General features: G+C 68.5%; 25 protein-coding genes. 13 read left to right on the top strand and 12 right to left on the bottom strand.

Translation table 11 applies throughout. The features are described 5' to 3' along the window. Positions 1-3: 3 nt before the first annotated feature. From HEB94_RS00370 to HEB94_RS00340, 7 genes are all read right to left on the bottom strand, one after another. Positions 4-1,029, bottom strand: a complete 1,026-nt coding sequence (locus tag HEB94_RS00370; protein WP_192748105.1) for a substrate-binding domain-containing protein — start codon at positions 1,027-1,029, stop codon at positions 4-6. A gap of 173 nt (positions 1,030-1,202) precedes the next feature. Then, entirely contained in the window at positions 1,203-3,086 is a 1,884-nt protein-coding gene (locus HEB94_RS00365) for a glycoside hydrolase family 2 protein (RefSeq protein WP_337917409.1), read from the bottom strand. Beyond that, entirely contained in the window at positions 3,083-4,564 is a 1,482-nt protein-coding gene (locus HEB94_RS00360; RefSeq protein WP_192748104.1) for a sulfatase-like hydrolase/transferase, read from the bottom strand. The genes HEB94_RS00365 and HEB94_RS00360 overlap by 4 nt, the downstream gene beginning before the upstream one ends. Positions 4,565-4,580: 16 nt before the next feature. Continuing rightward, positions 4,581-5,459: a carbohydrate ABC transporter permease gene (locus HEB94_RS00355; RefSeq protein ID WP_192748103.1), complete on the bottom strand. Its 879-nt coding sequence runs from the start codon at positions 5,457-5,459 to the stop codon at positions 4,581-4,583. Further along, positions 5,456-6,427, bottom strand: coding sequence for a carbohydrate ABC transporter permease (locus HEB94_RS00350; protein ID WP_192748102.1), 972 nt, complete (start codon positions 6,425-6,427; stop codon positions 5,456-5,458). The genes HEB94_RS00355 and HEB94_RS00350 overlap by 4 nt, the downstream gene beginning before the upstream one ends. Further along, positions 6,424-7,881, bottom strand: a complete 1,458-nt coding sequence (locus tag HEB94_RS00345) for an ABC transporter substrate-binding protein (RefSeq protein ID WP_192748101.1) — start codon at positions 7,879-7,881, stop codon at positions 6,424-6,426. Before HEB94_RS00345 ends, HEB94_RS00350 begins: the two co-directional genes overlap by 4 nt. 784 nt (positions 7,882-8,665) lie before the next feature. Continuing rightward, positions 8,666-8,998, bottom strand: coding sequence for a putative quinol monooxygenase (locus tag HEB94_RS00340; protein ID WP_192748100.1), 333 nt, complete (start codon positions 8,996-8,998; stop codon positions 8,666-8,668). A 264-nt stretch (positions 8,999-9,262) separates the two neighbouring features. Between HEB94_RS00340 and HEB94_RS00335 the strand changes: the two genes are divergently transcribed. The 7 genes from HEB94_RS00335 to HEB94_RS00305 all read left to right on the top strand — a co-directional run bounded on the left by HEB94_RS00335 (position 9,263) and on the right by HEB94_RS00305 (position 13,200). Beyond that, on the top strand, positions 9,263-9,700 hold the full coding sequence (locus HEB94_RS00335; RefSeq protein WP_192748099.1) for a PPOX class F420-dependent oxidoreductase: 438 nt from the start codon (positions 9,263-9,265) through the stop codon (positions 9,698-9,700). A gap of 621 nt (positions 9,701-10,321) precedes the next feature. Continuing rightward, the gene (locus HEB94_RS00330) at positions 10,322-10,783 is read left to right on the top strand and encodes an AHH domain-containing protein (RefSeq protein WP_192748098.1); all 462 of its coding nucleotides are present in this window, start codon (positions 10,322-10,324) and stop codon (positions 10,781-10,783) included. Between the two features lie 19 nt (positions 10,784-10,802). Next, the gene (locus HEB94_RS00325; RefSeq protein WP_192748097.1) at positions 10,803-11,360 is read left to right on the top strand and encodes a hypothetical protein; all 558 of its coding nucleotides are present in this window, start codon (positions 10,803-10,805) and stop codon (positions 11,358-11,360) included. A gap of 23 nt (positions 11,361-11,383) precedes the next feature. Continuing rightward, positions 11,384-11,872, top strand: coding sequence for a YbaB/EbfC family nucleoid-associated protein (locus HEB94_RS00320; protein WP_192748096.1), 489 nt, complete (start codon positions 11,384-11,386; stop codon positions 11,870-11,872). A 5-nt stretch (positions 11,873-11,877) separates the two neighbouring features. Further along, positions 11,878-12,222 (top strand): hypothetical protein, encoded by a 345-nt coding sequence (locus tag HEB94_RS00315; RefSeq protein WP_192748095.1) that lies wholly within the window; start codon positions 11,878-11,880, stop codon positions 12,220-12,222. Beyond that, positions 12,222-12,722, top strand: a complete 501-nt coding sequence (locus HEB94_RS00310) for a WXG100-like domain-containing protein (protein WP_192748094.1) — start codon at positions 12,222-12,224, stop codon at positions 12,720-12,722. The genes HEB94_RS00315 and HEB94_RS00310 overlap by 1 nt, the downstream gene beginning before the upstream one ends. Positions 12,723-12,741: 19 nt before the next feature. Then, positions 12,742-13,200, top strand: coding sequence for a YbaB/EbfC family nucleoid-associated protein (locus HEB94_RS00305; RefSeq protein ID WP_192748093.1), 459 nt, complete (start codon positions 12,742-12,744; stop codon positions 13,198-13,200). An 11-nt stretch (positions 13,201-13,211) separates the two neighbouring features. On the opposite strand, the gene HEB94_RS53215 is transcribed toward HEB94_RS00305, so the two are convergent. Next, complete coding sequence (locus HEB94_RS53215; protein WP_192748092.1) at positions 13,212-13,676, bottom strand: cell division protein SepF; 465 nt, start codon at positions 13,674-13,676, stop codon at positions 13,212-13,214. 413 nt (positions 13,677-14,089) lie between these two features. On the opposite strand from HEB94_RS53215, the gene HEB94_RS00295 reads away from it, so the two are divergent. The 3 genes from HEB94_RS00295 (at position 14,090) to HEB94_RS00285 (ending at position 16,610) form a co-directional block, all read left to right on the top strand. Next, entirely contained in the window at positions 14,090-14,569 is a 480-nt protein-coding gene (locus tag HEB94_RS00295) for a MarR family winged helix-turn-helix transcriptional regulator (RefSeq protein WP_192748091.1), read from the top strand. 71 nt (positions 14,570-14,640) lie between these two features. After that, positions 14,641-16,020, top strand: a complete 1,380-nt coding sequence (locus HEB94_RS00290) for an MFS transporter (RefSeq protein WP_192757176.1) — start codon at positions 14,641-14,643, stop codon at positions 16,018-16,020. Next, the gene (locus HEB94_RS00285) at positions 16,017-16,610 is read left to right on the top strand and encodes an isochorismatase family protein (RefSeq protein ID WP_192748090.1); all 594 of its coding nucleotides are present in this window, start codon (positions 16,017-16,019) and stop codon (positions 16,608-16,610) included. Before HEB94_RS00290 ends, HEB94_RS00285 begins: the two co-directional genes overlap by 4 nt. Before the next feature lie 123 nt (positions 16,611-16,733). Here the strand turns inward: HEB94_RS00285 and HEB94_RS00280 are convergent, their stop codons facing one another. Together HEB94_RS00280 and HEB94_RS00275 are read right to left on the bottom strand one after the other, a co-directional pair. Then, positions 16,734-17,750, bottom strand: a complete 1,017-nt coding sequence (locus HEB94_RS00280; RefSeq protein WP_238361834.1) for a sigma-70 family RNA polymerase sigma factor — start codon at positions 17,748-17,750, stop codon at positions 16,734-16,736. Positions 17,751-17,827: 77 nt separating this feature from the next. After that, positions 17,828-18,670 carry an NAD-dependent epimerase/dehydratase family protein gene (locus HEB94_RS00275; RefSeq protein WP_192748088.1) on the bottom strand — a complete coding sequence of 281 codons (843 nt, stop codon included), beginning with the start codon at positions 18,668-18,670 and terminating at the stop codon, positions 17,828-17,830. A gap of 456 nt (positions 18,671-19,126) precedes the next feature. On the opposite strand from HEB94_RS00275, the gene HEB94_RS52050 reads away from it, so the two are divergent. Beyond that, complete coding sequence (locus tag HEB94_RS52050) at positions 19,127-19,909, top strand: AMP-binding protein (protein ID WP_192748087.1); 783 nt, start codon at positions 19,127-19,129, stop codon at positions 19,907-19,909. Further along, a complete protein-coding gene (locus HEB94_RS52045; protein WP_192756154.1) occupies positions 19,819-21,045 on the top strand; it encodes an AMP-binding protein in 1,227 nt (408 codons plus the stop codon). Before HEB94_RS52050 ends, HEB94_RS52045 begins: the two co-directional genes overlap by 91 nt. Positions 21,046-21,103: 58 nt before the next feature. Here HEB94_RS52045 and HEB94_RS00260 read toward each other — a convergent pair whose 3' ends face one another. Then, complete coding sequence (locus HEB94_RS00260; RefSeq protein WP_192748086.1) at positions 21,104-22,303, bottom strand: cytochrome P450; 1,200 nt, start codon at positions 22,301-22,303, stop codon at positions 21,104-21,106. Between the two features lie 108 nt (positions 22,304-22,411). On the opposite strand from HEB94_RS00260, the gene HEB94_RS00255 reads away from it, so the two are divergent. Then, positions 22,412-23,101 (top strand): TetR/AcrR family transcriptional regulator, encoded by a 690-nt coding sequence (locus tag HEB94_RS00255; protein ID WP_192748085.1) that lies wholly within the window; start codon positions 22,412-22,414, stop codon positions 23,099-23,101. Here HEB94_RS00255 and HEB94_RS00250 read toward each other — a convergent pair. Further along, positions 23,075-24,028, bottom strand: a complete 954-nt coding sequence (locus HEB94_RS00250) for a MerR family transcriptional regulator (protein WP_202896020.1) — start codon at positions 24,026-24,028, stop codon at positions 23,075-23,077. The two genes, HEB94_RS00255 and HEB94_RS00250, sit on opposite strands and share 27 nt — an antisense overlap. Positions 24,029-24,100: the final 72 nt, after the last annotated feature.

The raw sequence follows: 24,100 nt of genomic DNA, 5'->3' as shown, positions 1-24,100 counted from the left end.
GGCTCACTCCGGTACGGGACCGGTGGAGGATCGGTAGACCATGTGCACCGGCAGCACGACGTCGCGGGGAGCCTGATCGCTGTCGGTCTGGGGCTGGGAGGTGTCCTGGGCGAGGAGGGCGAGCAACACCCGCACGGCCGTCTCGCCCGCCTCGTAGAACGGCACCCGCACCGTCGTCAGTGGCGGGATGGTCTGGGTGGCGATCGGGATGTCGTCGCAGCCGATCACCGAGCAGTCGGCCGGCACCCGCAGCCCACGATCGTGCAGGGCCGACAGCACGCCGATCGCCATCTGGTCGTTCTGCGCGAACACCGCCGTGATGTCGCCGGAACGATCGAAGAGGCGGTGGGTGGCGCGGTAGGCCTCGTCCACGTCCCAGCGGCCCTCCTCGACCAGGGCGGGGTCGTAGTCGATGCCGGCCTCCTCCAGCGCCTGCACGTACGCCTGATGGCGGACGTGGCTGATCCGGCGCGCCGACCAGCCGGTCACCATCGCGATCCGGCGGTGACCCAGCGCCAGGAGGTGGCGCACCGGCAGCAGGGCGCTGGCCCTGCCGTCGCTGTGCACGAGGGTGTGGTTGTCGCCGGGTAGGTGGTGCAGGCTCACCGTCGGCGGTCCGGTGCGCAGAAGTTCGGCGATGTCCTCCCGATCCTCCACCGCCGGCGCGTTCACGATGATGCCGTCGACGCGTCGCTCCCGCAGGATGCGCAGGGATCGTTCGCAGTCCGAGCCCTGCTCGTCGACGCTGGTGATGATCACGTCGCGGTTGTGCCGGCGGGCCTCCCGCTCGATGCCCACCACGTGCTGGGCGATCGTGGTGTTGCTGAAGTCGATGGTGATGACGCCGATGGTCGCGGTGGTGCGGGTCCGCACGCTGCGCGCCTGGGCGTCGGGAACATAACCGAGTTCGGCCACCGCGGCGAGAATGCGCTCCCGGGTCGCCGGGGTGACCGAGCCCTTGCCATTGAGGACCTTGCTGACGGTCTGGAACGCCACTCCCGACCGCGCGGCGACATCCTTGATCGACACGCGCGCCACAGTGTTGCGGACCTCCCAGAGTCATCCCCCGCGGCATCTCCCGTCCACCATCCGGACGGATGCCGCAGACCAGCAAGCATAGGCGAGCGTTCGCGTGATTCCCGCTCGTCGAACCGGCGCCACCGGGAGCCGCGCGGGTCTGGGCGCGGCTCCCGATGTCTCACTCAGGTGGCCGTCCCGGCCGCTCTGGTGGTCGCCGCCGACGGTCCGTCCTCGGCCTCACCTCGGACCCGGGCCTGGGCCCGCGCCCGGTGTAGGTCGACCTGCTCCGCCGGGGCCGCGGCCGCCGGGCGCCTCAGCACGGCCCGCACCGCCTCCGGCGCGAGCTTGAACTGACGGTCCTCGGTCAACAGCCCGTTGCGTTCCTGCTCGGTGTCGGTCAGCTGCGTGTAGCAGAATCCGGCGACGTCCGGGGATTCCAGGAGCGCGGACACGAGGTCCTCGAACGCCGCCAGCAACGCCTCGCTGGAGTCCACCGTGGCGTAGCCGACCCACTTCTCACCCGTCGACGGCGCGTAGGACAGGCCACCGAACTCCGTGACAAGCACCGGTTGCCCGCGGTCCTCGGGTGAGCCGAGGAGCACCTTCCGCCGGCCGGGGCCAGCGGAACGGAGCGTGCGGTGAACCGCCTCCGGGGTACCGAAACGGTCCTTCAGCCCGGCACCCGTCGGGCCGTAGTCGTGCACACCCCACACGTCGCTCTCGGTGTGCTCCCAACCGTCGTTGGAGATCACCGGCCGGGTCGGGTCCACCGCGTGCGTCAGGTGGTAGAGCCCGGTCGCATAGTGCCGCTGCGCCTCGTCCTCGGCGATCCCGGACACACCCCAGCTCTCGTTGAGGGGCACCCAGGTGACGATGCACGGATGGCTGCGGTCGCGGCGCAGCACCTCCAGCCACTCCCGGGTCAGCAGCTCGACCGAACGCGCGGAGAACGCGTAGGCGTTGGCCATCTCCCCCCACACCAGCAGGCCGAGCCGGTCGCACCAGTACAGGAACCGCGGGTCCTCCACCTTCTGGTGCACGCGGACGCCGTTGAAACCGAGCTCCTTGACCAGCTCCACCTCCCGGCGCAGCGCGTCCTCCTCCGGGGCGGCCAGGTGCGACTCCGGCCAGTACCCCTGCTCCAGAACCATCCGCAGGAAGTACGGCTGGCCGTTGAGCAGGAACCTGCCGTCCCGCGCCCGGACCGAGCGCAGACCGAGGTAGCTTCGCACCTCGTCGACCAGGTCCTGACCCTCGTACAACCGCACCTCGACGTCGATGAGGGTCGGCGACTCCGGCGACCACAGCAGCCGGCGGACGTCGGTGCCGTGCCGCAGCGCCGGTACGCCGACGTCGCTTCGCAGCGTCGCCGAACTCACGCGGTAGGACTCCTGCGCCAGCACCTCCTCGCCGAGGCGCAGCAGCACCTCGACCCTGGTCGCCGCGCCCGCGGGTGCGCTGAGCTGCGCCTCCAGACCCACCCGCGCACCCGCCAGGTCGGGCGTCAGCTGCAGTTCGGAGACGTGCAGCGCCGACACCGGCTCCAGCCAGACGGGCTGCCAGATGCCCGTCGTACGGTGGTACCAGATACCGTGCGGCTCGACCTGCCAGTCCTGCTTGCCGCGTGGCTGGTCGGGATCATCGAGCGGATCCGCCGCGCGGACGACCACCACCTGATCCACCTCACCGGGCAGGAGCGCGGAGGTGATGTCGGCGCTGAACGGTGTGTGCCCGCCGGTGTGGGTAGCCACCAGGACGTCGTTGACCCACACCCGCGCCTCGTAGTCGACCGCGCCGAAGTGGAGCATCAGACGTTGGCCGGAGGACTCGGCCACGCGGAAGGTGCGTCGGTACCAGACCACCGGGTGCGGGCCCGGGTCGGCGACACCGGACCGTGCGGACTCCGGCGGGTAGGGCACGGTGATCTCCTGGTCGAACGCCTCCGCCGAGGCATGCCACCGCCGTGTCAATCCGATGTTGTCGTCGTCGTGCGCGAACTCCCACTGCCCACCCAGGTCGGTCCATCGCGGGCGGGTGAGCCGGGGTCGGGGATGCAGAACGGTCACCAGTGCGCCTCTCGGGTCTGACTGCGGTTTTCGGTCGCCACCAGGACGTCGAGCAGGAACTCCTGCAGGTCGTACCTGGTCTCGCGGTGGTCCGGATCGTTCCACAGGTTGTGGAGTTCGTCGCGGTCGGTCGACAGGTCGTACAGCTCACCATCGCGACCGCGGCTGCTCGCCGGCTCTCCGTGGTGGACGACCAGCTTCCAGCTGTCCCGGCGCAGCATCGTCGCGTGGACGGGCGGTTCGTAGCCGTGACCGGAGTTGCGGTACTCACAGATCGCCCAGCCCCGGCCCGCGGCACCGGCGTCCCCACCGTCACCGCGAGCCAACGGCAACAGGCTGGATCCCTGCGACCGCGGCGGCTCCGACACCTCACCCGCCGCACACAGCGTCGAGCACAGGTCGATCCACTGCACCAGGTCCTCCCGCCGCTCGCCGGCCGGCAGCACCCCGGGCCAGCGCATGAGCAGCGGAACACGAACGGCACCGTCGTAGAACATCGGCCCCTTGAGCAGGAGTTGGTGGTCGCCCAACATCTCGCCGTGGTCACTGGTGAACACGACCAGCGTGTTCTCCTCCAGCCCTCGCTCCTTCAACACCTGCAGGACCCGGCCCACCTCGTCGTCGATGAGCGACACCATGCCGTAGTAGGCGCGGACGATCTGCGCGATCTGCTCGGGGGTGTGGTCCTGGAAACCGGGCAACGTACCCGCGTAGCTCTCCTTCGACGCCTCGGCGAGCACGGCCGGCCGGTCGTCCAGGATCCCCGGCCCACCGAGCGGATCGGGCAGGGTGTCGGGGTCGAACCGGTCGAGGTACTCCTGCGGCGCGACGAAGGGATGGTGGGGGTCGAAGAAGTTCACCCACAAGAAGAACGGCTGCTCGCCACGGTCCTCGCCCAGGAACTCGATCGCCTCCTGCGCCGCCCAGTGGGTGTAGTGCGCCTCGGTCGGCATCACGTCGAAGGTGACCACGTCGGTGTCAGGCAACACCCCCGCGGTTCCCTTGCGCTTGTGCCCGACCGCCTGCTCGTACAGCGCGGGATGCTCCTCCCGCAGCCACGCGTGGTAACGGTTCTCCGGTGAGCCGTGGCCCGGGTCGTGCGACCACTTGTAGACCCGGTAGCCGTCGTCGCGGCGCGGCTCGGTGCGCCCGCCGAAGCACGGCGCGAGGTGCTGCTTGCCGACCAGGCCACAGTCGTACCCACCGTCGGCGAGGTTCTTCATGAAGACCGCGGCGTTCTCGGGCAGGCTCACACCGTTGGCCCACAGCCCGTGGTCGTGGGGGTAGGTGCCCGTCATCAGACTCGCCCGCGACGGACCACACACCGGACTCTGGACGTAGCACTGGTCGAACAGGACCCCCTGGGAGGCCAGTTCGTCCAGGACCGGCGTCTGAGCGGCGGCGTTTCCGTAACAGCCGAGTGAGTCCGCGCGCTGCTGATCAGTGCACAGGAACAGAATGTTGGGACGACCGCTCACGTACTCTCCTGTTCGTTCAGGACTTCACGGCGCCGGCGACGCCTTCGACGAAGTAGCGCTGGAGGGCGAAAAACACCAGCAGGATCGGAATGAGGGACAACGTCGCCGCGGCCGCCAGACCTGACCAGTCGGTGGAGTTGACACCCCGGAAGGCGAGCATGCCCACGGAGAGGGTCCGCAGGTCGGGGCGGCTGAAGGTGAAGACCAACGGGACGAAGAAGTTGTTCCAGCTGGACAACAACGTCATCACCGCGACCGTCGCGGTGACCGGACGCGCGACCGGCAACATCACCTGCACGAACGTCCGCAGGAAGCCGGCACCGTCGATGACCGCCGCCTCCTCCAGCTCACGCGGGATCCGGCGGAAGAACCCCGCGTACAACAACACCGCGGCGACGTGCCCACCGCCGGACAGAGCCAGAACCATCCCGGTCCGGGTGTCCAGCAGCCCGAGCAGGTCCGACAGCTCGACGACCGGGATGATGGTCAGCCCGGCAGGAGCGAACAGCGTCGCGACGAGGACGCCGATCACCACCCGACGGCCCACGAAGTCGCGCCGGGCAAGGGCATACCCCGCCAACGCGCAGCGGACGACCGTCACCACGACGGTCCCCACGGTCACCAGGATGCTGTTCAGCATGTAGCCGGAGAACCCGCCGTCCCGCCACGCCCGCAGGTAGTTCTCGGGATGCCATTCCTGGGGGAGCAGCCCGAGCCCCCCGGAGAAGACCTCGAGGGGACTCTTGAACGACGCGGACGCGATCCACAGCAGCGGATAGATCCACACCAGGCAGATCACCGCGAGGATGAGGACCTGCAGCCACACGCCCAGACGGCGGGAGGTCTTCCGGGCGGGGCGAGTCGCGACCCGGGCCGCGCTCGGGACGGCACTCATGTCGCGCTCCTTGTCCGCTGAACGTAGCGCAGCCCGACCGCCTGGACGAGCGCGAGGACTAGGGTGACGATGCCGAAGAGCACCCCGAGAGCCGCGCCGTAGCCAAGCCGCGGCGACGACGAGGCGAACGCCTGGCTGTAGATGTAGACCTCCGTGACGTTGGTCGCGAAGAACGGCCCACCGGCGGTCATCGTCAACACCAGGTCGAAGACCTGCAGCGTCTCGACGGCGGTCAACAACACGATGATGACGGTGAACGGCCTCAACAGGGGGACCGTGATGTGGCGGAACGCACGCCAGCGGGACGCACCGTCGACCTGAGCCGCCTCGTACAACTCGGTCGGAACCGTCTGCAGAGCCGCGAGCCAGTACACCAGCGTGATACCGAGCCACTTCCAGATGTGGACACCCATCACCGTGGCCAGCGCCGCGTGCGGGCTGCCGAGGAAGTCGATCGGCTCGTCCACGATCCCGAGTTCCTGCAAGAAGGAGTTGACAGGGCCGCCACCGGGATCGAAGACGAAGCCGGCCACGATTCCGATGATCGCGGTCGTGGTGACGACCGGCACGAACAACGCCGTGCGAAACAGCCGGGCGAAGGGAAGCCGCGGGTTGTTCAGGACGAGCGCGGCCGCCAGCGCCAACGCGACCCGGATCGGGACGGTCACCACCACGAACAAAAGCGTGATGCTGAGCGAACTCCAGAACAGCGGGTCGTGGTAGGCCTCGAGGTAGTTGTCGAGCCCGATGAAGGACCGGTCCGAACCAAGCCCGGTCCAGTCCAGCATCGAGTAGTACCAGCTGGAGATGATCGGCCAGATCGTGTACGCGCTGAACAGCACCGCGGTCGGGAGCAGGAAGACGTACACCCAGCGGTCGGCCCACAGCCGGGAGCCGAGCCGCCTCGACCTGGCACCCGACCTTGTTCCCTCAGCGGTGCGGTCGACCACCTCGGTCTGAGCCGTCATGCCTGTCCGTACAGATCGGCCGTGTAGTCCTTGCCGGCCGTCCAGTTCGCGAAGGTCCAGTCCTCGACGCCCACCTTGGCGCCGCTCTTGACGACCTCCGCGATAGCACGATCGCGTTCGGCGGTCTGCTTCGCCGCGTACTCACGAAGCGCCTTGCGGGCGTCGGCGACCTGCCCGGACAGGATGCCCTGGACGAGCTCGCCCAGCGTTGGCCGTGGCGCCCGCATCGCCGCGACGACCTGCGCGGTGGCGGCGTTCCTGCCCACCGGCGTGGGGGCGAGCCGCACACCGTCCTGGAAGAGCTGGATCGCGCGACGGTAGGTGGGATGGACGTCCGCCTGCTGGACCACGTCGAGGTTCAGCGGCGGCTGGTCCATCTGTGTCGCCAGGCCCGCCTGGTAGTCGTCGGTGACGAGCCGAGCCAGCAGCTGCCCGGCGAGCTCGGGCTGCGCGGACTGGGAGGAGATGTAGAACGTCCCGTCGGTCGGCGGGTTGTGCAGCACCGCACCACCCTCGGGGGAGGGGATCGAGCCGACCCCCACCTTGTCCGCGAACTCCTTGAAGTCGCCCGCGACCACCCCGATGTTCCAGCAGCCGTCGAAGAACATGCCCGCCACACCGGTGACCCAGCGGGCCCGGCCGGTGCGGGCATCCAGCGACGTCGACGCCGGGAAGACCACCTTGTCCTTCACCAGCGAGCGCAGGAACTCAACGGCCGACACGAACGCGTCACCACCGTAGAGGTACTCACCGGTACGGGGATCGGTCTCACCCGGAGCGCCGGCCGCCTTCGCCAGGTCGGTGAGATGGGCCTGCATCCGCTCGGCGAACTGCAGTCCCTGGATCCACCCGTAGACGCCACCCTTGGTCATCGCGCGGGCGAGGGTGCGGAACTCGTCCCAGGTCGCGGGGCCGTTCTCCGGGTCTCCGCCCGCGCGCTCCACCAGCTCCTTGTTGAACCAGTTGAGGGTGGTGTACTGGCGGAAGCTGAAGATCGGGAAGCTGTAGAGCTTGTCGTCGAAGACGTGCAGCCCGTCCAGCAGGGCGTCGGCCGGCAGCGTCGAGCGAGCGTTGTCGGGCAGGTCGACCGGCGCGAACCAGCCGTCCTTGACGAGCCTGGCCGGTGGTGTGCTCAACCCCGCGATGCTGTGCACGTCGGCGATCTTGCGGCTCTTGTACGCGAGCTGCAGCGCCTGACCCATCTCGTTGGGGTTGTAGACGGTGTACTCCACGCGCACACCGCGGTGGGATGACTCGAATCCACGGAAGGTCTTCTCCTGCAGCGCCTTCAGCGGCTGGAACTGGTCCCACCACCGCAGCAGGTGCTGACTCTCGGACTGGGTGTCGCGCTCCTCCTTGCTGGAGGTGCGGGCGCACCCGGACACACCGAGTGCTGCCGTCGCCATCGAAGCGCCGGCCACCCGCAGAAAGCGGCGCCGGTCGAACGTCGTCATGGGTGGGTGCCTCCTGGCCGGAACGCTCGGGTCCACTGTCGGACCTCATGGGCGAACGTTCACCTAAGCGAACGTTCGCCCAGAACAGCGCAGCTGCGTCCGCACTGTCAACGGCTAGCGAGGAGATGTCCGGTTCCTGCCAGTCCAGGCCGGGACGAAGTGGTGCGCCGAGGGCCGGCGGAAGCGGCGAGAGGTGCGAACGTTCACCTCGGCGGTCAGGTGATGAGGGGAAATGAGGCCCGGCTCGCCTACGTTCTCGCATACGACGCGGCTCGAAAAGCGCTGACGGCAGTACTCGAGAACCAGGGGCTACGTCCCACCAGCCGTGGCGGGCATGTGGCATTGATCGATGCGGTGAGAGCCAGCTGGGGACCCACCGCTTGGGAGTGTCCTGCGGCCCGTGGACCGCATGCGAGCCGCAACCGGGTCGAGCATCCCGATTCGAGCGTGCCACCAGTCAGTCCACAGGAGGTTACCGAGACTCTTCCCAAGGTGGAGGATGTCCTCGACGCGGCCGCCAAGGTCATCGAGGCAATGCCGGTCTGGACCTGATTGGCACAGCGGACCCTTGGGTTGCGCTTCGAGAACGACCTCGTAGATCGCGACGATCGTTCCAGCCGCTCCTCTGAAGGGCCATCCTTCGTCGGGCAGGTCGACAGCGAGTTCGTTCACCTCGAACAGCCGCATGGAGTGGGTCGGGGGCCCCTCGCCGGTCAGACTGGTTCTCACAAGTGGTAAAGAGAATTACCACCTGCGAGAACGGCCGCGGAGTTACCGAGGGGCGTCAGCCCTTCGGGGGGACCTCCATCTCGCCGAGCAGGGACCAGTCGTCGGCCGGGACCTTGAAGTTCACGATGCGGGGCGTCTCGGCCAGGTGCGGCGGCAACGTCTGTTGAGCGGTCTTGAAGTGCGCGGACTGCACGTGGGCGGCGCCGGCGTCGTCGTCGCGGAACGCCTCGACGAGGACGTACTCGTTCGGGTCGTCGAGGCTGCGCGACCAGTCGAACCACAGGCAGCCCGGCTCACCGCGGGTCGCCTGGGTGAACTCCGAGACGATCTCCGGCCAGCGGTCGGCGTCCTCGGGAAGCACCCGGAACTTGGCGGTGATGAAGATCATGTGAGGTCCTTTCAGGCGCTGGCGGACGACTTCTACGACACTTGATCGCTCGGTGTGACACAGCTTCGCACCACCGGCAACCGTAGACCCGCAACCCGCACCGGCCGGAACAGGACCACACCGGGCTCTGGCTCGCTCGCCTCTCGACCCGTTCGGTGTGGTGTCGATCTGGAGGTGCGCTGTTCGTGTAGAGGGTGGAGCCGATCGGGTCGCCGCCCCTCCGTGCGGACGGACCCAGCTCGCGACTGAGAGGAAGGTGCGTTCATGTCGTTCACCGACGAGGAGATCGCCTACATGCGGTCCCAGCCGATCGCCCGCGTCGCCACCCTGTCCCCGGACGGTGAGCAACCAGACGTCGTCCCGCTGGCGTTCGAGTTCGACGGCACCTACTTCTGGGTCGGTGGCAGCGGCCCTTCGGTCGCCCGCACCCGTAAGTTCCGCAATGTCGAAGCCGGACATCGCAAAGTGGCGCTGGTCATCGACGACACGGTGTCCTTCGACCCGTTCATCACCCGCTGCGTGCGGGTTTACGGTGACGCCGAGCCGCCGATCGAGCGGGTCGGACTCGTCGGGCCGGGCCTCTACATGCGGATCACCCCGACCATCTCCTGGAGCTGGAACATGGCGGCCGAACCCGTCGGTGAGGCGTGGTACGAGGCGAGGCGGACCGTTCATTCCCGAACCCGGGCACAGCCCTCTTAGCCCCTGCTGAGAAAGGGAATCCTCGGGTGGTCGGCGGATGGCACGCCACGGTGTCGCACGGCAGGGGCGTTGGATGGAGCAGCCGGTTGGCGGTGGCATCCACGACCTGCACAACCGTCGCGTTCGCGTCCGGGGGAGGAACTGATGCAAGCTCTCGTCGGTGCGGTCGCCCTCGTCTGGTTGGCGCTCGCGCTTCTCGCGTTCGCCATGGCAGGGCTGCTGCGTCAGGTGCCCGACGTAAACCGGTCTCATCCGAGCGCACCGCGCGAGCGTCGTCGGGGAACCATCCCGGCAGCAGATCCTGGCTTCGGCCCGATCGCAGGAGGAGGCCAGCCAGGCCGTGGTTCGACCACCGGCCGATAGGTCAACCTGATGTGGTCGGACCGCGGGTGCGCCGCGATCGCACGGCCGTGTCGTCCTCACCCGTAAAGCACCGCGAGGCTCCCCTTCTCCGTCCCGCCGGCAGTCCGTGCGCGGATGATTCGTTCAAGACTTGTCCAAGCATTCGACAAGAGTCGTGGATCACTTCCGGCCCGGAGTGTAATACTCAACCCTCATCCCAAAGATCGACTCGGAATTGACGGGGACTCCGGTGGCCTGGGGGTACGGGTGATGGTGGCGGTGCCTAGGAAGGCCCTGCTGGAGGCGGCGAGGCGAGCGAAGATCACTCGTGCGGCCGCAAAACTCCTGCGCCTGGCGAAGAAGCCCTCGTCGAGGAACCTCGGTCACAACCTGAGAGTCGCCGGACGGCATCCCACCAGGGTCGCCGGCAAGGCCACCGACGACGCGGCACACCTGGTGCCGAAGGGTTCCAACTACGCCTCCGCCAAGGCCGCGCGAGCCATCCTGAAGAAGTTCGGCATCCACGTCGACGAGCCGATCAACGGAAGCTGGCTCCCGCACGGGCGGGACGCGACTCGGTACCCGAACCCGCACGGAAAGTCGCCGCACCAGGCGACACACAGGCGCGCGTACTACGACGCGCTTTACAACCTGTTGAAGAACTGCAAGAACGAGAAGGAAGTCCTCGATGTCCTAGACTACGTTCGCGGCGAACTCGACAAGGGCATCTGGCCGCCCTAGGCAGAGACGGAGATCCGGCGTGCGAATCCTCCAGTTGTACCCGGTCGGCGAATACGAGTTCATCTCGACCGTGGATGAGGACGATCTGGAGCTGGTGGGCGAACTCGACGCCACCTCCAGGACGGCGGACTGGTCCCCGGTCGAGGTCCGAATCTTCAGTGAGGACGACGACACGGGCGCGCCGCTGCAGCGTGCGGACTTTCCCTGGCTCGGAAGTTGGGCCCTGGTGCTCCGTGACCGCGCGATCGACCTTGCCGGTCCCGTGCTGGCGCCGTTCGGTGAGTTCCTTCCACTGACCTGCGCCGACGCGGCGGTGACGTGCTTCAACGGCCTCGAGCTGATCGACGCCCTGGACGAGAGCCGGTCGCAGATCGTGCGGTTCCCCAGCAGCGGACGGATCATGGCGATCGAGAAGCACGGCTTCCGGCCGGAGATGATCCCCGAGCGGTCCGTGTTCAAGATTCCACAGGAACAGCTCGGACCCCTCTTCTACACCGAGCCCGTGGTCGACGACCTGCGAGCGCTCGGTCTGACCGGCCTCGACTTCAGGTTGGTCTGGGACTCGGACGGAATGTAGCCGCTCGTCGGAAGGATGAGTCGATGAGCCGCCCCCTGGACGATGACGATGTTGAGCTGACGGACACGACCGAGTTCAACGAGGGCTTCGAGGCCGCGAGAACGACCCTCGACGGCCTGCTCGCGGGAGAGCCGACCGCGGCCGGGGCGGCCGAGGAAGACGTCGCCGACGACCCTGCCCAGCGCCTCCACGGCATCGGTCAGGCCGCCGACGGACGCGTCGTCGCGACCGTGCAGGTCGGAGGCACCCTCGCATCGATCGAGCTCGACCCCCGAGCACTGCGCGGCGGGACGGAGCTGCTCGGGCAGCAACTCACCGAGGCGATCAACGCGGCTCTGGACGATCTGCGTACCAACGCCGCCCAGGAGACCGGTGGAGTTGACGTCGATCCGCTGACGGTCGCCGACGACCTGACCCGGGTGCAGGACGAGCTGGCCGAGCGGGCGGTGATGCTCGCCGAGAGGTTCGACGACGCCATGAGACAGATCGCTCGACAGGCTGGAGGTGAGTGACAGCCATGTCCGATCAGAGGAAGTACGACTCGGCGGGGCTGCGGGACCACGGCAAGAACCTCATGCGGATCGGGGACGACAGCCATACCGCGTGGGCCAGGCTCAAGCAGAAGTCCGAGGGCATGGGTGACATCTTCGGCGACGACCTTGTCGGTGGACTGATCGGAGCGGCCTACGGCGCGATCTACGCCCTCGCCGACGGCTCGTTGACCAGCGCGTCGGACGACCTGGTCGCGTTCGGCGAGAAACTGAAGTACGTCGGCGACAGCAACGACCAGGCCGAAGAAACCCACGTGACGCTGCTGTCCGACATCGGGACCAGCGTCGACCAGGCCGGAGTGGAGGTCTGATGGCCGGCTCGCCGCTGATGCTGCCCGGCTGGGCGGCGGACCTCCTCAACGAGCTCGGCTACATCTGGCCGAAGTCCGACGAGATGAAGATGTTCGACCTCGGCTCCGCCTGGGTCGACTTCGGCGGCGAGGCCGCGAGCACCCACGGTCGCACCAACGAGCCCGTCCAGGCGGTGTCGAGCACGAACGCCGGGGCCGACATCGACAGCTTCAACCTGCAGTGGGCCGACCGCGACCACGGCGCGGAGGTGCTGAAGGACGCCAGCCAGGGAACGACCCTGGTCGGTCCGGGCCTCTACATAGCGGCGGGCCTCGTCCTGGCGTTGAAGATCGCGGTCATCGTCCAGGTGGCGCTGCTGATCATCCAGATCATCGAGGCGATCGCCGCGTCGGTCGCGACGCTCGGAGTCTCGCTGCTGTGGATCCCCGTGGCCAAGAAGCTGGCAGGTCTGGCCATCAACCTCGCCCTGAGCCAGGTCATCGAGGCCCTGCTCGGCTGAACCCACTGGAGGTCACTCGATGCCCGACCATCCTCACATCACCCCGCGCGACTTCGCCGGTGTGCTCGACGTCGCCCACGACGCCCTGGCCGAGTGGCGTCAGGCCGACGGGGCCGGAGCGGAGGAGGAGTCGACGACCGTCCAGGGGGCCGACCCCGAAGGCCACGTACGCGCGACCATCGGAACCGACGGTCGGGTGGTCAGTGTGGACATCGCGCCCAGGGCACTCCGGCTGCCCTCGCAAGACCTGGCCGCCGCGGTGGTGGTCGCCGTCAACGCCGCCCAGGCGCAGCTGGTCCAGCTCAGCCGCGAGACCGCCCGTTCCCGTTCGGCCGCGGCGTGGGACCCCACCCGAATGATGAGGCACCAGCAGGCGGCCGCCACACAGGTCGGATCCCTGATCGCGAAGTTGAGCGCCATGATGGACGCCGCGGGGCAGGCGGCCGAGCCAGGTGGGGCATCCGACCGGAGGCAGTAGGTCGGCCTACTTCACCGGCGGGCGGAGTCCCGGCCCCCTCCGGTCGCTGCCGGGTCCGACAGGGCACCTTCGACCGTGGTGCCCTCGGGAGTCAGCAGGAAGACGGTGTCGGTGACCTGCTCGATCCTGCCGCGCAGCCCGAACACCATGCCGGACGCGAAGTTGAGCGCCCGGGTGGCCTCGGCGCCGTCCATGCCGGAGACGTCCATGATGACGGCCGCGCGGGATCGCAGGTGCCTTGCCATCTGCGTGGTGTCCTTGTACGTCCGCAGCCGCATGGTGACGACCCGCGGCATGGGTGCGGCGGCGCCGACGTCGCCGGTGCGCTGGGTGAGGAGTTGGGTGGCGATCTCGGGGTCCGCGTGTGCCGCCGCCGCGTCCTTCCACTGGTCGAGGACCGCGACGACGGGCGCGGAGGACTCGAGGTCCAGCGCCACCTCGAATGCCGCGGCGAGCGCGCTGACGAACTCCTCCACCTCCTCGCCCGACAGGAGGTCGACCCACGGGAAGGCGGCACGGACGAGATTCGGGAGCGGCTGGGCCCGGACCCCCGGGTCGCGGAGGGCGCCGCGAGCATCCTGGTCGCCGCCGCGACCACCTCGGCGTCCTGTTCGGCCCGGGCCGCGGTGGTGAGCAGCAGGTCCTCGTCGTCCCGCCGGGTCAGCCGCAGAGCGCGGCGGCGCGAGGCCAGCAGTCGGGCCACGGTGTCCTTGGGATGGTTGATCAGCTCCGACAGAGTCACCACGTCCGGCGTACGCATGACTTTGAAACTACTTCGAAACTCCTCCCGGCAGCCAGTCGGCTCGCCGCGCGTCACTCCCCAGAGCCAGACGAACATAGACAAGTAACTTGAACAAGTAGCTTGGCTAAGTGGTAGCGTGACGGCGACATGGACGAACCCCAAGGCTCGCCGCCCACCGCCGAGACGGCACAGAGACTGAGTGTGGCGATCACCCGGCTGCGGTCGCGGCTACGGGTGGAGGCCGGCACCACCAGGACCGGACTCTCGATCTCCCAACTCGCCGTGCTGCGCCGGATCCTCAACGAGGGACCGGTGACCGCCGCCTACCTGGCCGGTGTGGAGCACGTCACCCCCCAGTCGATCGCGCAGAACGTCACGGCGCTCAAGGACGCCGGTCTCGTCCAGACCGAACGTGACCCCAACGACGGCCGCAAGACCCTGATCTCCGCCAAACCCTCCGGCGGCGAACTGCTCCGCACCCTCGAGGCGTCCCGCAAGGCATGGTTGACGCGGGCGATCGACGCGCTGGTCGGCCCGGAGGAGCGCGACAACCTCGACAAGACGATCCAGCTTCTGGAACGCCTGGCGGCGGCGGACCTGGACTCCGAACGAGGGGAGAACCTCTGAACGCCCAAGAAGCCGAGACGGGGCAAGCGGGAGCCCACCCGTTCTCGTGGAGATTCACCGCACCGCTACTCATGGGCTCCGCCCTCAACCCGATCAACAGTTCCCTGATCGCGACCGCGCTGGCCCCGATCGCACTGTCGTTCCACGTCTCGGTCGGCCGTACCGCCGTCCTCCTGGTCTCCCTCTACCTGGCCAGCGCCATCGCCCAACCAACGGCCGGAAAGATCGCGGAGGAGTTCGGCCCCCGCAGAACCTTCCTGACCGGCGCCACCCTCGTCCTCATCGGTGGCGTCCTCGGCTCGCTGAGCCAGAACATCCCCACCCTGGTGGTGTCCCGCGTCCTGATCGGCATCGGCACCTCGGCCGGCTACCCGACCGCCATGCTGATGATCCGGCGCCGCGCCGCCGCGGCCCACCTGCAGGCACCGCCCGGCAGCGTCCTCGGCGCGCTGTCAATCGCCGGACAGGCGACACTCGCGCTCGGACTACCGATCGGCGGGATCCTGGTCGGGACGGCCGGCTGGCGTGCGACGTTCCTGATCAACATTCCTGTCACCCTCGTGACCCTCGCGATGACGCTGGCCTGGATTCCCCGTGACGGTGCCGTCCACCATCGCGGCCTCCGAGACATCGTCACCCGCATCGACGTCGCCGGGATCCTCGGCTTCGGCGGCGCGATGGCCGCCCTGCTCGTCTTCCTGCTCTCACTTCCGGACGTGAACTGGGTGGCGCTGGTCGTCGCGGTCGTTCTGGCCGTGGCCCTCGTCAACTGGGAGTTGCGGGCAGCCGCGCCCTTCCTCGACGTACGGCTCCTCGCCTCCAACCTCGCACTGACCCGCACCTACCTGCGCCAGGGGCTGACCCAGCTCGGCGTCTACACCGTGATGTACGGCGTCACGCAGTGGCTGGAGGCCGGGCGGGGAGTCTCCGCGGAGCAGGCGGGCCTGCTGGTGCTGCCGATGAGTGCCCTCGCCGTCCTCGTGACCCGGCCCATCGCCCGCCGAAACCTCGTCCGCGAGGCGCTCATCGTCTCAGCGCTGTCCTTCATGGCGGGGTCGGCCGGGATGCTGTTCCTCGGGGTGGACGCGCCGGTCATCGCGATCGTGGCGGTCACGCTGGTCTTCGGGATCACCGTCGGTACGACGTCCATCGGTAACCAGACCGCCCTCTACACCCAGGTCCCGATCACCCGGGTCGGCACCGCGTCCGGGCTGTTCCGCACGTTCGGCTACGTCGGCTCCATCGCGTCCTCGACGCTGACCGGCATCGTCTTCAAGGACAACGTCACCGACAGGGGGTTGCACAGCATCGCCCTCGTCCTCATCGCCGTCAGCGTCGTCGTCCTGGTGATGGTCCTCACCGACCGGGCGCTGCGAAACCCCCTCCGCTCCACGGTCGGCGACGACCGCCGGCCCACGGAGCTCAACCAACCGCAAGGAGAAGCAACGTGACCAGCACGTCCCTTCCGAGCATCGATGCTCAGCGCACGGCCCTGCTCGTGATGGACTTCCAGCCCGCGATCGTCGGATCCCTCCCCGACGCCGACGCCCTCCTGGACCGCACGGCCGACACGATCGCCGCCGTACGGGCCAAGGGTGGAACGATCGGCTACGTCCGGGTGGCCTTCGAGGACGCCGACTACGCGGCGATTCCCGAGACGAACAAGGCCTTCTCCCAGCTGGGCAAGGCAAGAGTGCTGCAGAGCGACGACGCCGTGAGCGCTGTCCACGAGAAGTTGACACCGCAGTCCGGCGACATCGTCGTCCGCAAGGTGCGGATCGGCGGAATGTCCACCACCGACCTGGACCAGCAGCTGCGGGAGCGCGGTATCGACACGCTGGTCCTGTCCGGCGTCGCGACCAGCGGCGTGGTCCTGTCGACCCTGACCGACGCGGCCGACAAGGACTACCGGTTGTTCGTGCTCTCCGACGGTGTCGCCGACTCCGACCCCGAGGTCCACGACGTCCTTGTCAACAAGGTCTTCGCACGGAGCGCGTACGTGATCGACACCGCGGAGTTCCGCAGCCTCCTGTCCGCCTGAACCCCCGATACCTGGGCTGACCCCGCACTGTCGACGCCGGTCGCCCCCTGGACGCGGATCGGCCGCCACGCTCTCTGCCCCCGTGTGGCGGCCGATCTCGCACCCTTCTGGATCCTCCGGCGATCACTGCGCGATGCGTAAGTTGACGCGGGCGAGTCTCGGGTCGATCCGGCTGACCTCGACTTGAACGGCCTGGCCGGACGTGAGTGGGACGGCCGGGTCGAGATCGGAGACGTGGATGAGACCACGCAGGTTCGCGAAGTCCACGAGGGCTCCGAAGCGGAGGACCTGCGCGACACGGCCGGTGAAACGCTGGCCGACTCGCAGCTCGGACACCTCCTCCTGACGCCGGTTGAACCGTTCGGCGGCCTCGCCGGTCAGTGCGTCGGTGATGACCGGGTGGTACTCGTCGTCCACATCGAGCACGACACAGTCGAACTCCGCTCCGATGAGGGTGTCCGGCGACTTCTCTCCCCAGCGTGGTGGGCGTTGCCCCCGCGGCCGGTAGACGGCGGGTACGCCGATGTCGGCGATGAAGACCAACGGTGCCTGGCGTCCGGTGATGTGGGCGGTGACGGGCTGATCGGTGCCGATGAGCCCAACGACCTGTTCCATGGAGGTGACTTTCACAGCACTTCGCTCCGTTCGTTCCCTCGGCGGGTAGGGCCTGATGCCGGACTTCTCCAACGCCGCCCGCAGACTGCTCAGAGCTCTGCTGGCATGCGTCGCCACGGTCCCGGGGGTCACGCCCAACGCGCGAGCGACATCGGCCTGGCTCTGGTCGAGCAGGTACCGCAGCGCGATGACCCGTCGCTGGCGTTCGGGGAGGCCGCGTACCGCGTCGAGGATGGCCATGCGAAGGAGTAACTCCGAGCCGGTGTCGGCGACGTGTAGGACCGGCTCTGACAGTTCGCGCTCCCGCGCACGCCTCCGCAGAACGTCGACCGCCAGGTTGCGAGTTACCCGCAGGGTCCAGGCCGTGCAGTGATCGAGATCGTGGCCGAGACTGTCCCAGTGTTCGAGCAGCCGTGCCAGCGCCTCGCACGCGACGTCACGGGCAGCATCGTCGTCGCCCAGCAGCCGATACGCGAGCCGCCTGCTGCGTGACAGCAACGGGGTGAAGGCATCGTGGAAGGACATCACCACCTACACGGTGGTCCTCCTCGCTTCGATGACACAACCCAGCGACATTTTCTGCGGAGAAGGTCGTGGCCGCATCAGGCGCCGAACTCCTCGAGCCAGGAGTCACGCCAGGACGGGTGGCGCGGCGTCCAGCCCAGCGACCTCGCCCGGGCGTTGCTCGCCGTCCGCCCTTCCGCGCGCGCCGAGATCGATCGGACCGAGCCGCCCGCGAATGCGACGAGTCGCGGTCCCCACTCCTCCACGTGGGCGGGTGCGTCGTCGACGACGTTGACGACGCCGGCCGGCCAGGTGAGCGCGTCCACCGTTGCTTCGGCGGCATCGTCCACGTGGACGAAGCTCGTCCACGCCGTGGTGGCGACGACCTCACCTTCGGCGGCGCGGCGGTAGGCGTCTCCGTCGGGGGCGTACCAGGTGTCCGGCCCGTACAGCAGGCCGTATCGCAGGACCACCCCGTTCCGCAGGCCGAGTACCGCTTCCTCCAGCGCCTCGACGGAGGGGAACGCCGCGGCGCCGTCCGCGGTGCGGGCCAACGGGGCCGTCTCTTCGGCTGGCCCCTCACCTGGTTCGTACACCCAGGCGATGCTCTGCGCGACCAGGTGCTCCACGCCGTGCGCGGCCGCGGCGGCCGCGAGGTTGGCGGTCCCCTCGACGCGGAGCCGGGCGTTGCCGGCGAAGTCCAGGCTCGCGAGGTCGGTCAGCTCGTGAATGATCACGTCCGGTGCGGACACCTCGACCGCGCGGGTGACGTCGTCCGCGACCAGCGCGTCCATCACGACGGGTTTGGCCCCGGACGCCGTGACCAGGGGTTCCCGGTCGGCGCGCCGGGTCGTTGCGCACACCTCGTGCCCCGCGCGAACGAGCCGGTTCACCACCCGTGTACCCAGGACGCCAGAACCACCCGCGACGAGAATCCTCAAACCGGCCCAACCCTTCCTGATCGCTGCCCCTGTCTCACGAGCATCATCGCAGGCGTTGCTCAGCCAAGTGGCAGGGCGGGACGCGAACGAAGATCGGCAAGACCGTATGCGCGTCAGCTCGTCCCCCCGCCAAGCAATGAGGGGCGGTCGAGTCCGTCAACGCGCGGACAACGATGCTTTTTGCGCTGCGATCAGTTCCTCAACGACATCGCAGCCTTGAAATGTGCACGGCCCCGTGCTTCCACACAGGAACTCATACTGTGCAGCCAGCGAGGAACGTCCACCCATTGGACTATCCCTGGTGCTCGGCCCTGCCCGTGGTCTCTCCTGTGTGAAGGAATAAAAGTCAATGCGACCTCAGCAATACGGCACAGCCGAGCGCCGAGTCGTTGTCCAACAGCACATCACTGGCGTCCACTTGCCGTAGGAGCTCGTTACATCGGAAATGCTTGTTTCATGGATATCAGTTCTGACGAGCGGGAGCGGCGCGCTCTTGCCGTTCTGTGTGAGCGTGACCAGCAGATTCTCGATGCCCAGCCGGACCCGGTGGTCACAGCGGCGCTCGCGCGGCCGGGGTTGAGCGTCGCGACGACCATCAGGACGGCGATCGAGGGATACGCTGACCGCCCCGCACTGGGCGAGCGCGCCGCGATCGCGGTCACCGACTCAAGGGGGCGTACTTCACGCCGCCTGCTGCCCCGTTTCGAGACGGTCAGTTATCAGGAGTTCGGTGCTCGTACGGACGCGGTCGCGGCGGAGTTCCATCATTGCGAGCAGTGCGCGATAGGCGACGGTGATGTTGTCGCCCTACTCGGCACCAACAGCGTAGACCTCCTGACAGTGGATATCGCGTGTACGCGGTTGGGCGCCACCGCCCTGCCGTTGCAGACCAGCGCGTCCGTCGCCAACATGCGACCGGTCGTCGAGGAGGCGGGCCCCCGTCTCATCGCGTCGTCCACGGAGTTGTTGCACAACGTCGTCGACCTGGCCGTGGGTAGCGCCACAGTACGACGCGTGCTCGTGTTCGACCACCACCCGGAGGTCGACGACCACCGGGAGCGGCTGGACGCGGCCCGCCTCACGATAAGTGAGTCCGGCCGTGACATCGAGCTCGTCACTCTCGCCGAGGTCCTCGAGCGAGTCGGGCACTGGAACCACCGCCGCTGCCGGCGGCGAACCCAGACCGGCTGTCATGCCTTCTCTACACCTCCGGAAGTACCGGCAGGCCCAAAGGGGTGATGTTCACCGACCGGGTGACCATGTGGATGATGCACGGGTATTTTCCGAGGGTCGAGGGCCACGCATTCATCCAGCTCAGCTGCACACCGCTGTGCCACGGCATGGGCCGCGCACTCCTTTTCGGGGCCCTGATGAAGGGTGGCACCGTCAACTTCGTCGGACAGAGTGACCTGTCCACCCTGTTGGAGGACATCGCGCTCGTGCGACCCACCGAGTTGATGGTGGTGCCGCGCATATGTGACCTGGTTTACCAGCAGTTCCAGAACGAGTTACGCCGTCTGTCGGCCCACGTCGACGACCGGGTCGCACTGGAGTCCGCCGTGCGGGCCGAGATGCGCGAACGTTTCCTCGGCGGCCGCATCGTGTGGGCGGCGTTCGGGGCGGCGCCGCTGCCGGCCAGGATGGTGGAGTTCATGGAGTCCGTCCTCGACCTCCCGCTGCACGACGCCTACGGCTCGTCAGAGGGCGGTGGTTTCATGATCGACCACCGACCGATTCGGCCGCCCGTGCTCGATTACAAGCTCCTTGATCTGCCGGACCTGGGCTACTCTCGCATCGATCTCCCCCACCCGCGGGGCGAACTCCTGCTCAGATCCGAGTCCGTGGTGCCCGGCTACTACAACCGGCCCGATGCCACCGCCGAGGTGTTCGACGAGGACGGCTACTTCCACACCGGCGACGTCATTGCCGAGATCGCTCCGGACGAACTGGTTTACGTCGACCGTGTCAAGAACGTTGTGAAACTCTCGCGGGGCGAGTCCGTTGCTCCGTCGCGACTGGAGGGCCTGTTCTCGACGTCAGAGGTGATCCAGCAGATCTTCGTCTACGGCACCAGCGATCAGTCCTACCTTCTTGCCGTCGTCGTTCCCGCCCAGGAGGCGGTCGAGTCGGTCGGTGGAGATCCGGCGGTGCTCAGGCCGCGGATCGCCTGGTCCATCTGGCGACTCGCAGCGGAAGCCGACCTCCACGCGTACGAAATCCCCCAGGCATTCCTGCTTGAGACCGAGCCGTTCACGCCCCAGAACGGTCTGGCGACGGACGTGAGGAAACCCGTGCGCCACAAGCTCCAGGAGCGCTACGGCGCGCGGCTGGAGGCGCTGTACACCGCTATGGAGGCCTTCGGGGGCGACATCTGAAGCGATGCCACCGTTGGCTCGTCGACATGGCGAACCAACGAACATCACCAGGGCCCGCTCAGACCCCCATCGGTACCACCCGGACGGGCAACCGGCGGGTGCCGAGCACGATCTGTTCGAAGGGGAGCAGGCCACCGTTCGCCGCCGTCTCGTCGTACTCCACCTCCAGCCGCTGCCCACGCGCGAGGATCTCCTCGAGTGTGACGCGTGCCTCCAGCCGGGCGAGGGGAGCGCCCAGGCAGAAGTGGATGCCGTGGCCGAAGGAGAGCTGCGCCGCCCCACGGACACCGCGACCCGGATCGAACACGTCCGGCTCGTCGTGGGCGCGTGGGTCGCGGTTGGCCGAGAGCAACCAGCAGTTGACCATCGCTCCGGCCGGGATGGTGATGCCGCCGAGTTCGACCGCTGCCGTGGTGATGCGCTGCAGCTGGGAGAACGGCGGCCGGTAGCGCAGAACCTCCTCCACGACGGCCGGCACCAGGCCGGGGTCGGCGGCCAGGGCGGCCCAGTGGTGCGGGTGCTCGTCGAGCGTACGGACGATCGCGCCCAGCAGGACGGTCGTCGTGATGTGCCCGGCGAGCAGGAGCGCCATCGAGAAGTTCGCGGCCTCCTCGTCGTCGAGGGCGCGGCCCTCCACCGAGGCGGTGACCAGCGCCGAGATCAGATCCTCGCGTGGCTCGGCTCGGCGTTCCCGCACGCGTTGGCCGAGGTAGCTGGTCATCGGCTGCACCACGGCGGCCATCTTGGTGACGATGCCGGGGTCGGTGGGGTCCTCGATCGAGACGGAGAACAGCGTCTCGGCCCAGTCACGGAACCTGCCGTGGTCGCTCGCCGGGAGGCCGAGGAGTTCGGCGATGACGGTGACCGGGAGCGGGAAGGCGAGCGCGTCGACGAGGTCGAAGCGCTGCCCGGCCGCATCCAGCAGGTCGCGGACGAGGACGCGGATGCGGGGTTCCAGGTCCGCGACGGTCCGTGGGGTGAACGCGGCGCTGACCACGCCGCGCAGCGCGCGGTGGTCGGGCGGGTCGATGTGGGTGATGACTCCGCGCGCCGGCGGCGCACCCTCGATCGCGCGGTTGACGTCGGAGGAGTAGGTGGTCGTGTCCCGCAGCACGGTCTGGACGTCGGCGTGGCCGAACACGTGCCAGATCTTCCAGCGGTCGCGCCACACGGGGTGGTCGCGTCGCATGGCGGCGAGCCAGTCGAGGAGGGCTGGTTCGTCGGACAGGGTGGGTGCGAGGTCAGCCGTGGCGGTCATGGAGGCTTCTTCGGCTAATGCGTACGCCGTTCGCGAACGTCGTACGCGAACCTACCCTTTGGGTACGCTGTTCGCAAACGAGCTCCGGAAGTGAGGCGCGGCAGGTCGATGGCGAGCGACGAGGTGATCTGGCTCCGGCCCGAAGGTGGAGGCGTCGGGCGTCCCGCACAACGAAGCCGGGCGGAGATCACCGCCGCCGCGCTCGCGCTGGCCGATCGGGACGGCCTCGACGCGGTCTCCATGCGCCGGGTCGCCGCCGAACTCGGCACCGGCGCCGGCTCGCTGTATCGCTACGTCACCTCACGCGACGACCTGCTCGACCTCATGGGCGACTCCGCGGCCGCCGACTACGAGCTGCCCGCACCGACCGGGGACCCGCTGGCCGACCTCGTCCAACTCGGCCTGCGGGCGCGGGAGGTCCACCGCCGCCACCCCTGGCTCACCGAGCTTGTCGCCACCCGCCCCGTCCTCGGTCCGGCCGGCGTCGAGGTGCTCGAGTGGGTCCTGTCCGTCCTGGCCGAGCACCCGGCCGACGACCAGACCAAGCTCGAGGCGTTCGCGGTGCTGACCCTCGTCGTCGTCTCCTTCGCCCGCGCAGAACAGACCGCGCACGTCGCCGGCGTCAACCGCTACCTCGCCCACGTCGTCGAGGCCGGCACCCATCCCCACATCGCCGCGCTCAACCTGGACGCGGCCGGCACGGGCGAGGACCGGTTCGCCGACATCCTCGAACGGGTCCTGCGCGGACTCCTGGAGCCAGCCCGAGTCGCTTCACACCGAGCCGACGGAACGACGTAGGCCTGAGGGGCTGGATCCGACCGCCCCTTCGAGCGCATCGAGCAACCACGCGTGGGCCGCGCCGATGGGCGCTCGATCACCGCTCACCTCGGTCACGAGGTCCCAGTAACGGCGAACACGTGGCTGGCGAAACGCGGCGGATCCGATCACCAGGTCCCGCCGAAAGACCGGCGAGTCCGGGACGCGCCGAGCGTCGGCGTACGCCTCCACGAAATGGTCGACCGCACGGCCGAGCCGGGGCTGGCGGCCAGCGAGCAGCAGTGGTGCGGCAAGGTCGCACGCTTCCCTGACGCGGACCAGAAGCGCCGCGCGCTCCTCGGCCACCAGGTCCTTGTTCAGCGGCGCGGTGCGAATCTGGCGGGCCAGGGACCGATCCGATATCAGGCTGGCCATTTCGGCGTACGCGACCACCTGCGCCGGGGTCGGGTCGGCTGGTGGGGCGGGCACGATCACGGCGGCGAGTGCTTCGCCCATCTCGCGCGGGAGCGGACCCACGAGGTGTCGGTGCCAGGTCATGAGGGCTTCGTAGACGGCGTGACCGTCCTGGACCACGGCGAGGAGGTCGAGGTGTGCGGACCGCTCGGCCGGGTTGGCGTCCTCGACCGCGCGGAGCGAGGCGCGGCGCCAGGACAGTGCGGCCAGTTCGACATCGACCAAAGCGCGTTCGGCGGCGACCGCGTCGGCGACCGAGCGCCGGCCGGTGAGGACATCGGTGACGGCGGGCAGGCTCAGGCCGAGGCCTCGTAGCCGCCGCAGAAGGCTGAGCCGCTCGACGGCGGCGGGGTCGAACTTGCGGTGCCCGCCCGTACTGCGTCGGTACTCGAGGACTCCTTCCTCGCAATAGAAGCGAATGGTGCGAACGGGTACACCGGTCAGCCGCGCCACCTCGCCGATGGCGAGCGCTCGGTCGGCTGTGTTCTCGGTCACGTTCGCTGGAACCTCCATCTGGCTGGAGTTCCTACGGTAAGAGCCCCGTCACGTCGGAGCGATGCCACCGGC

This window comes from Actinopolymorpha pittospori, from assembly GCF_014873875.1.
GTDB classification, from domain to species: domain Bacteria; phylum Actinomycetota; class Actinomycetes; order Propionibacteriales; family Actinopolymorphaceae; genus Actinopolymorpha; species Actinopolymorpha pittospori.
The sequence above is the reverse complement of the archived record's forward strand: the minus strand, read 5'-3'. Positions and strand labels throughout refer to the sequence as shown.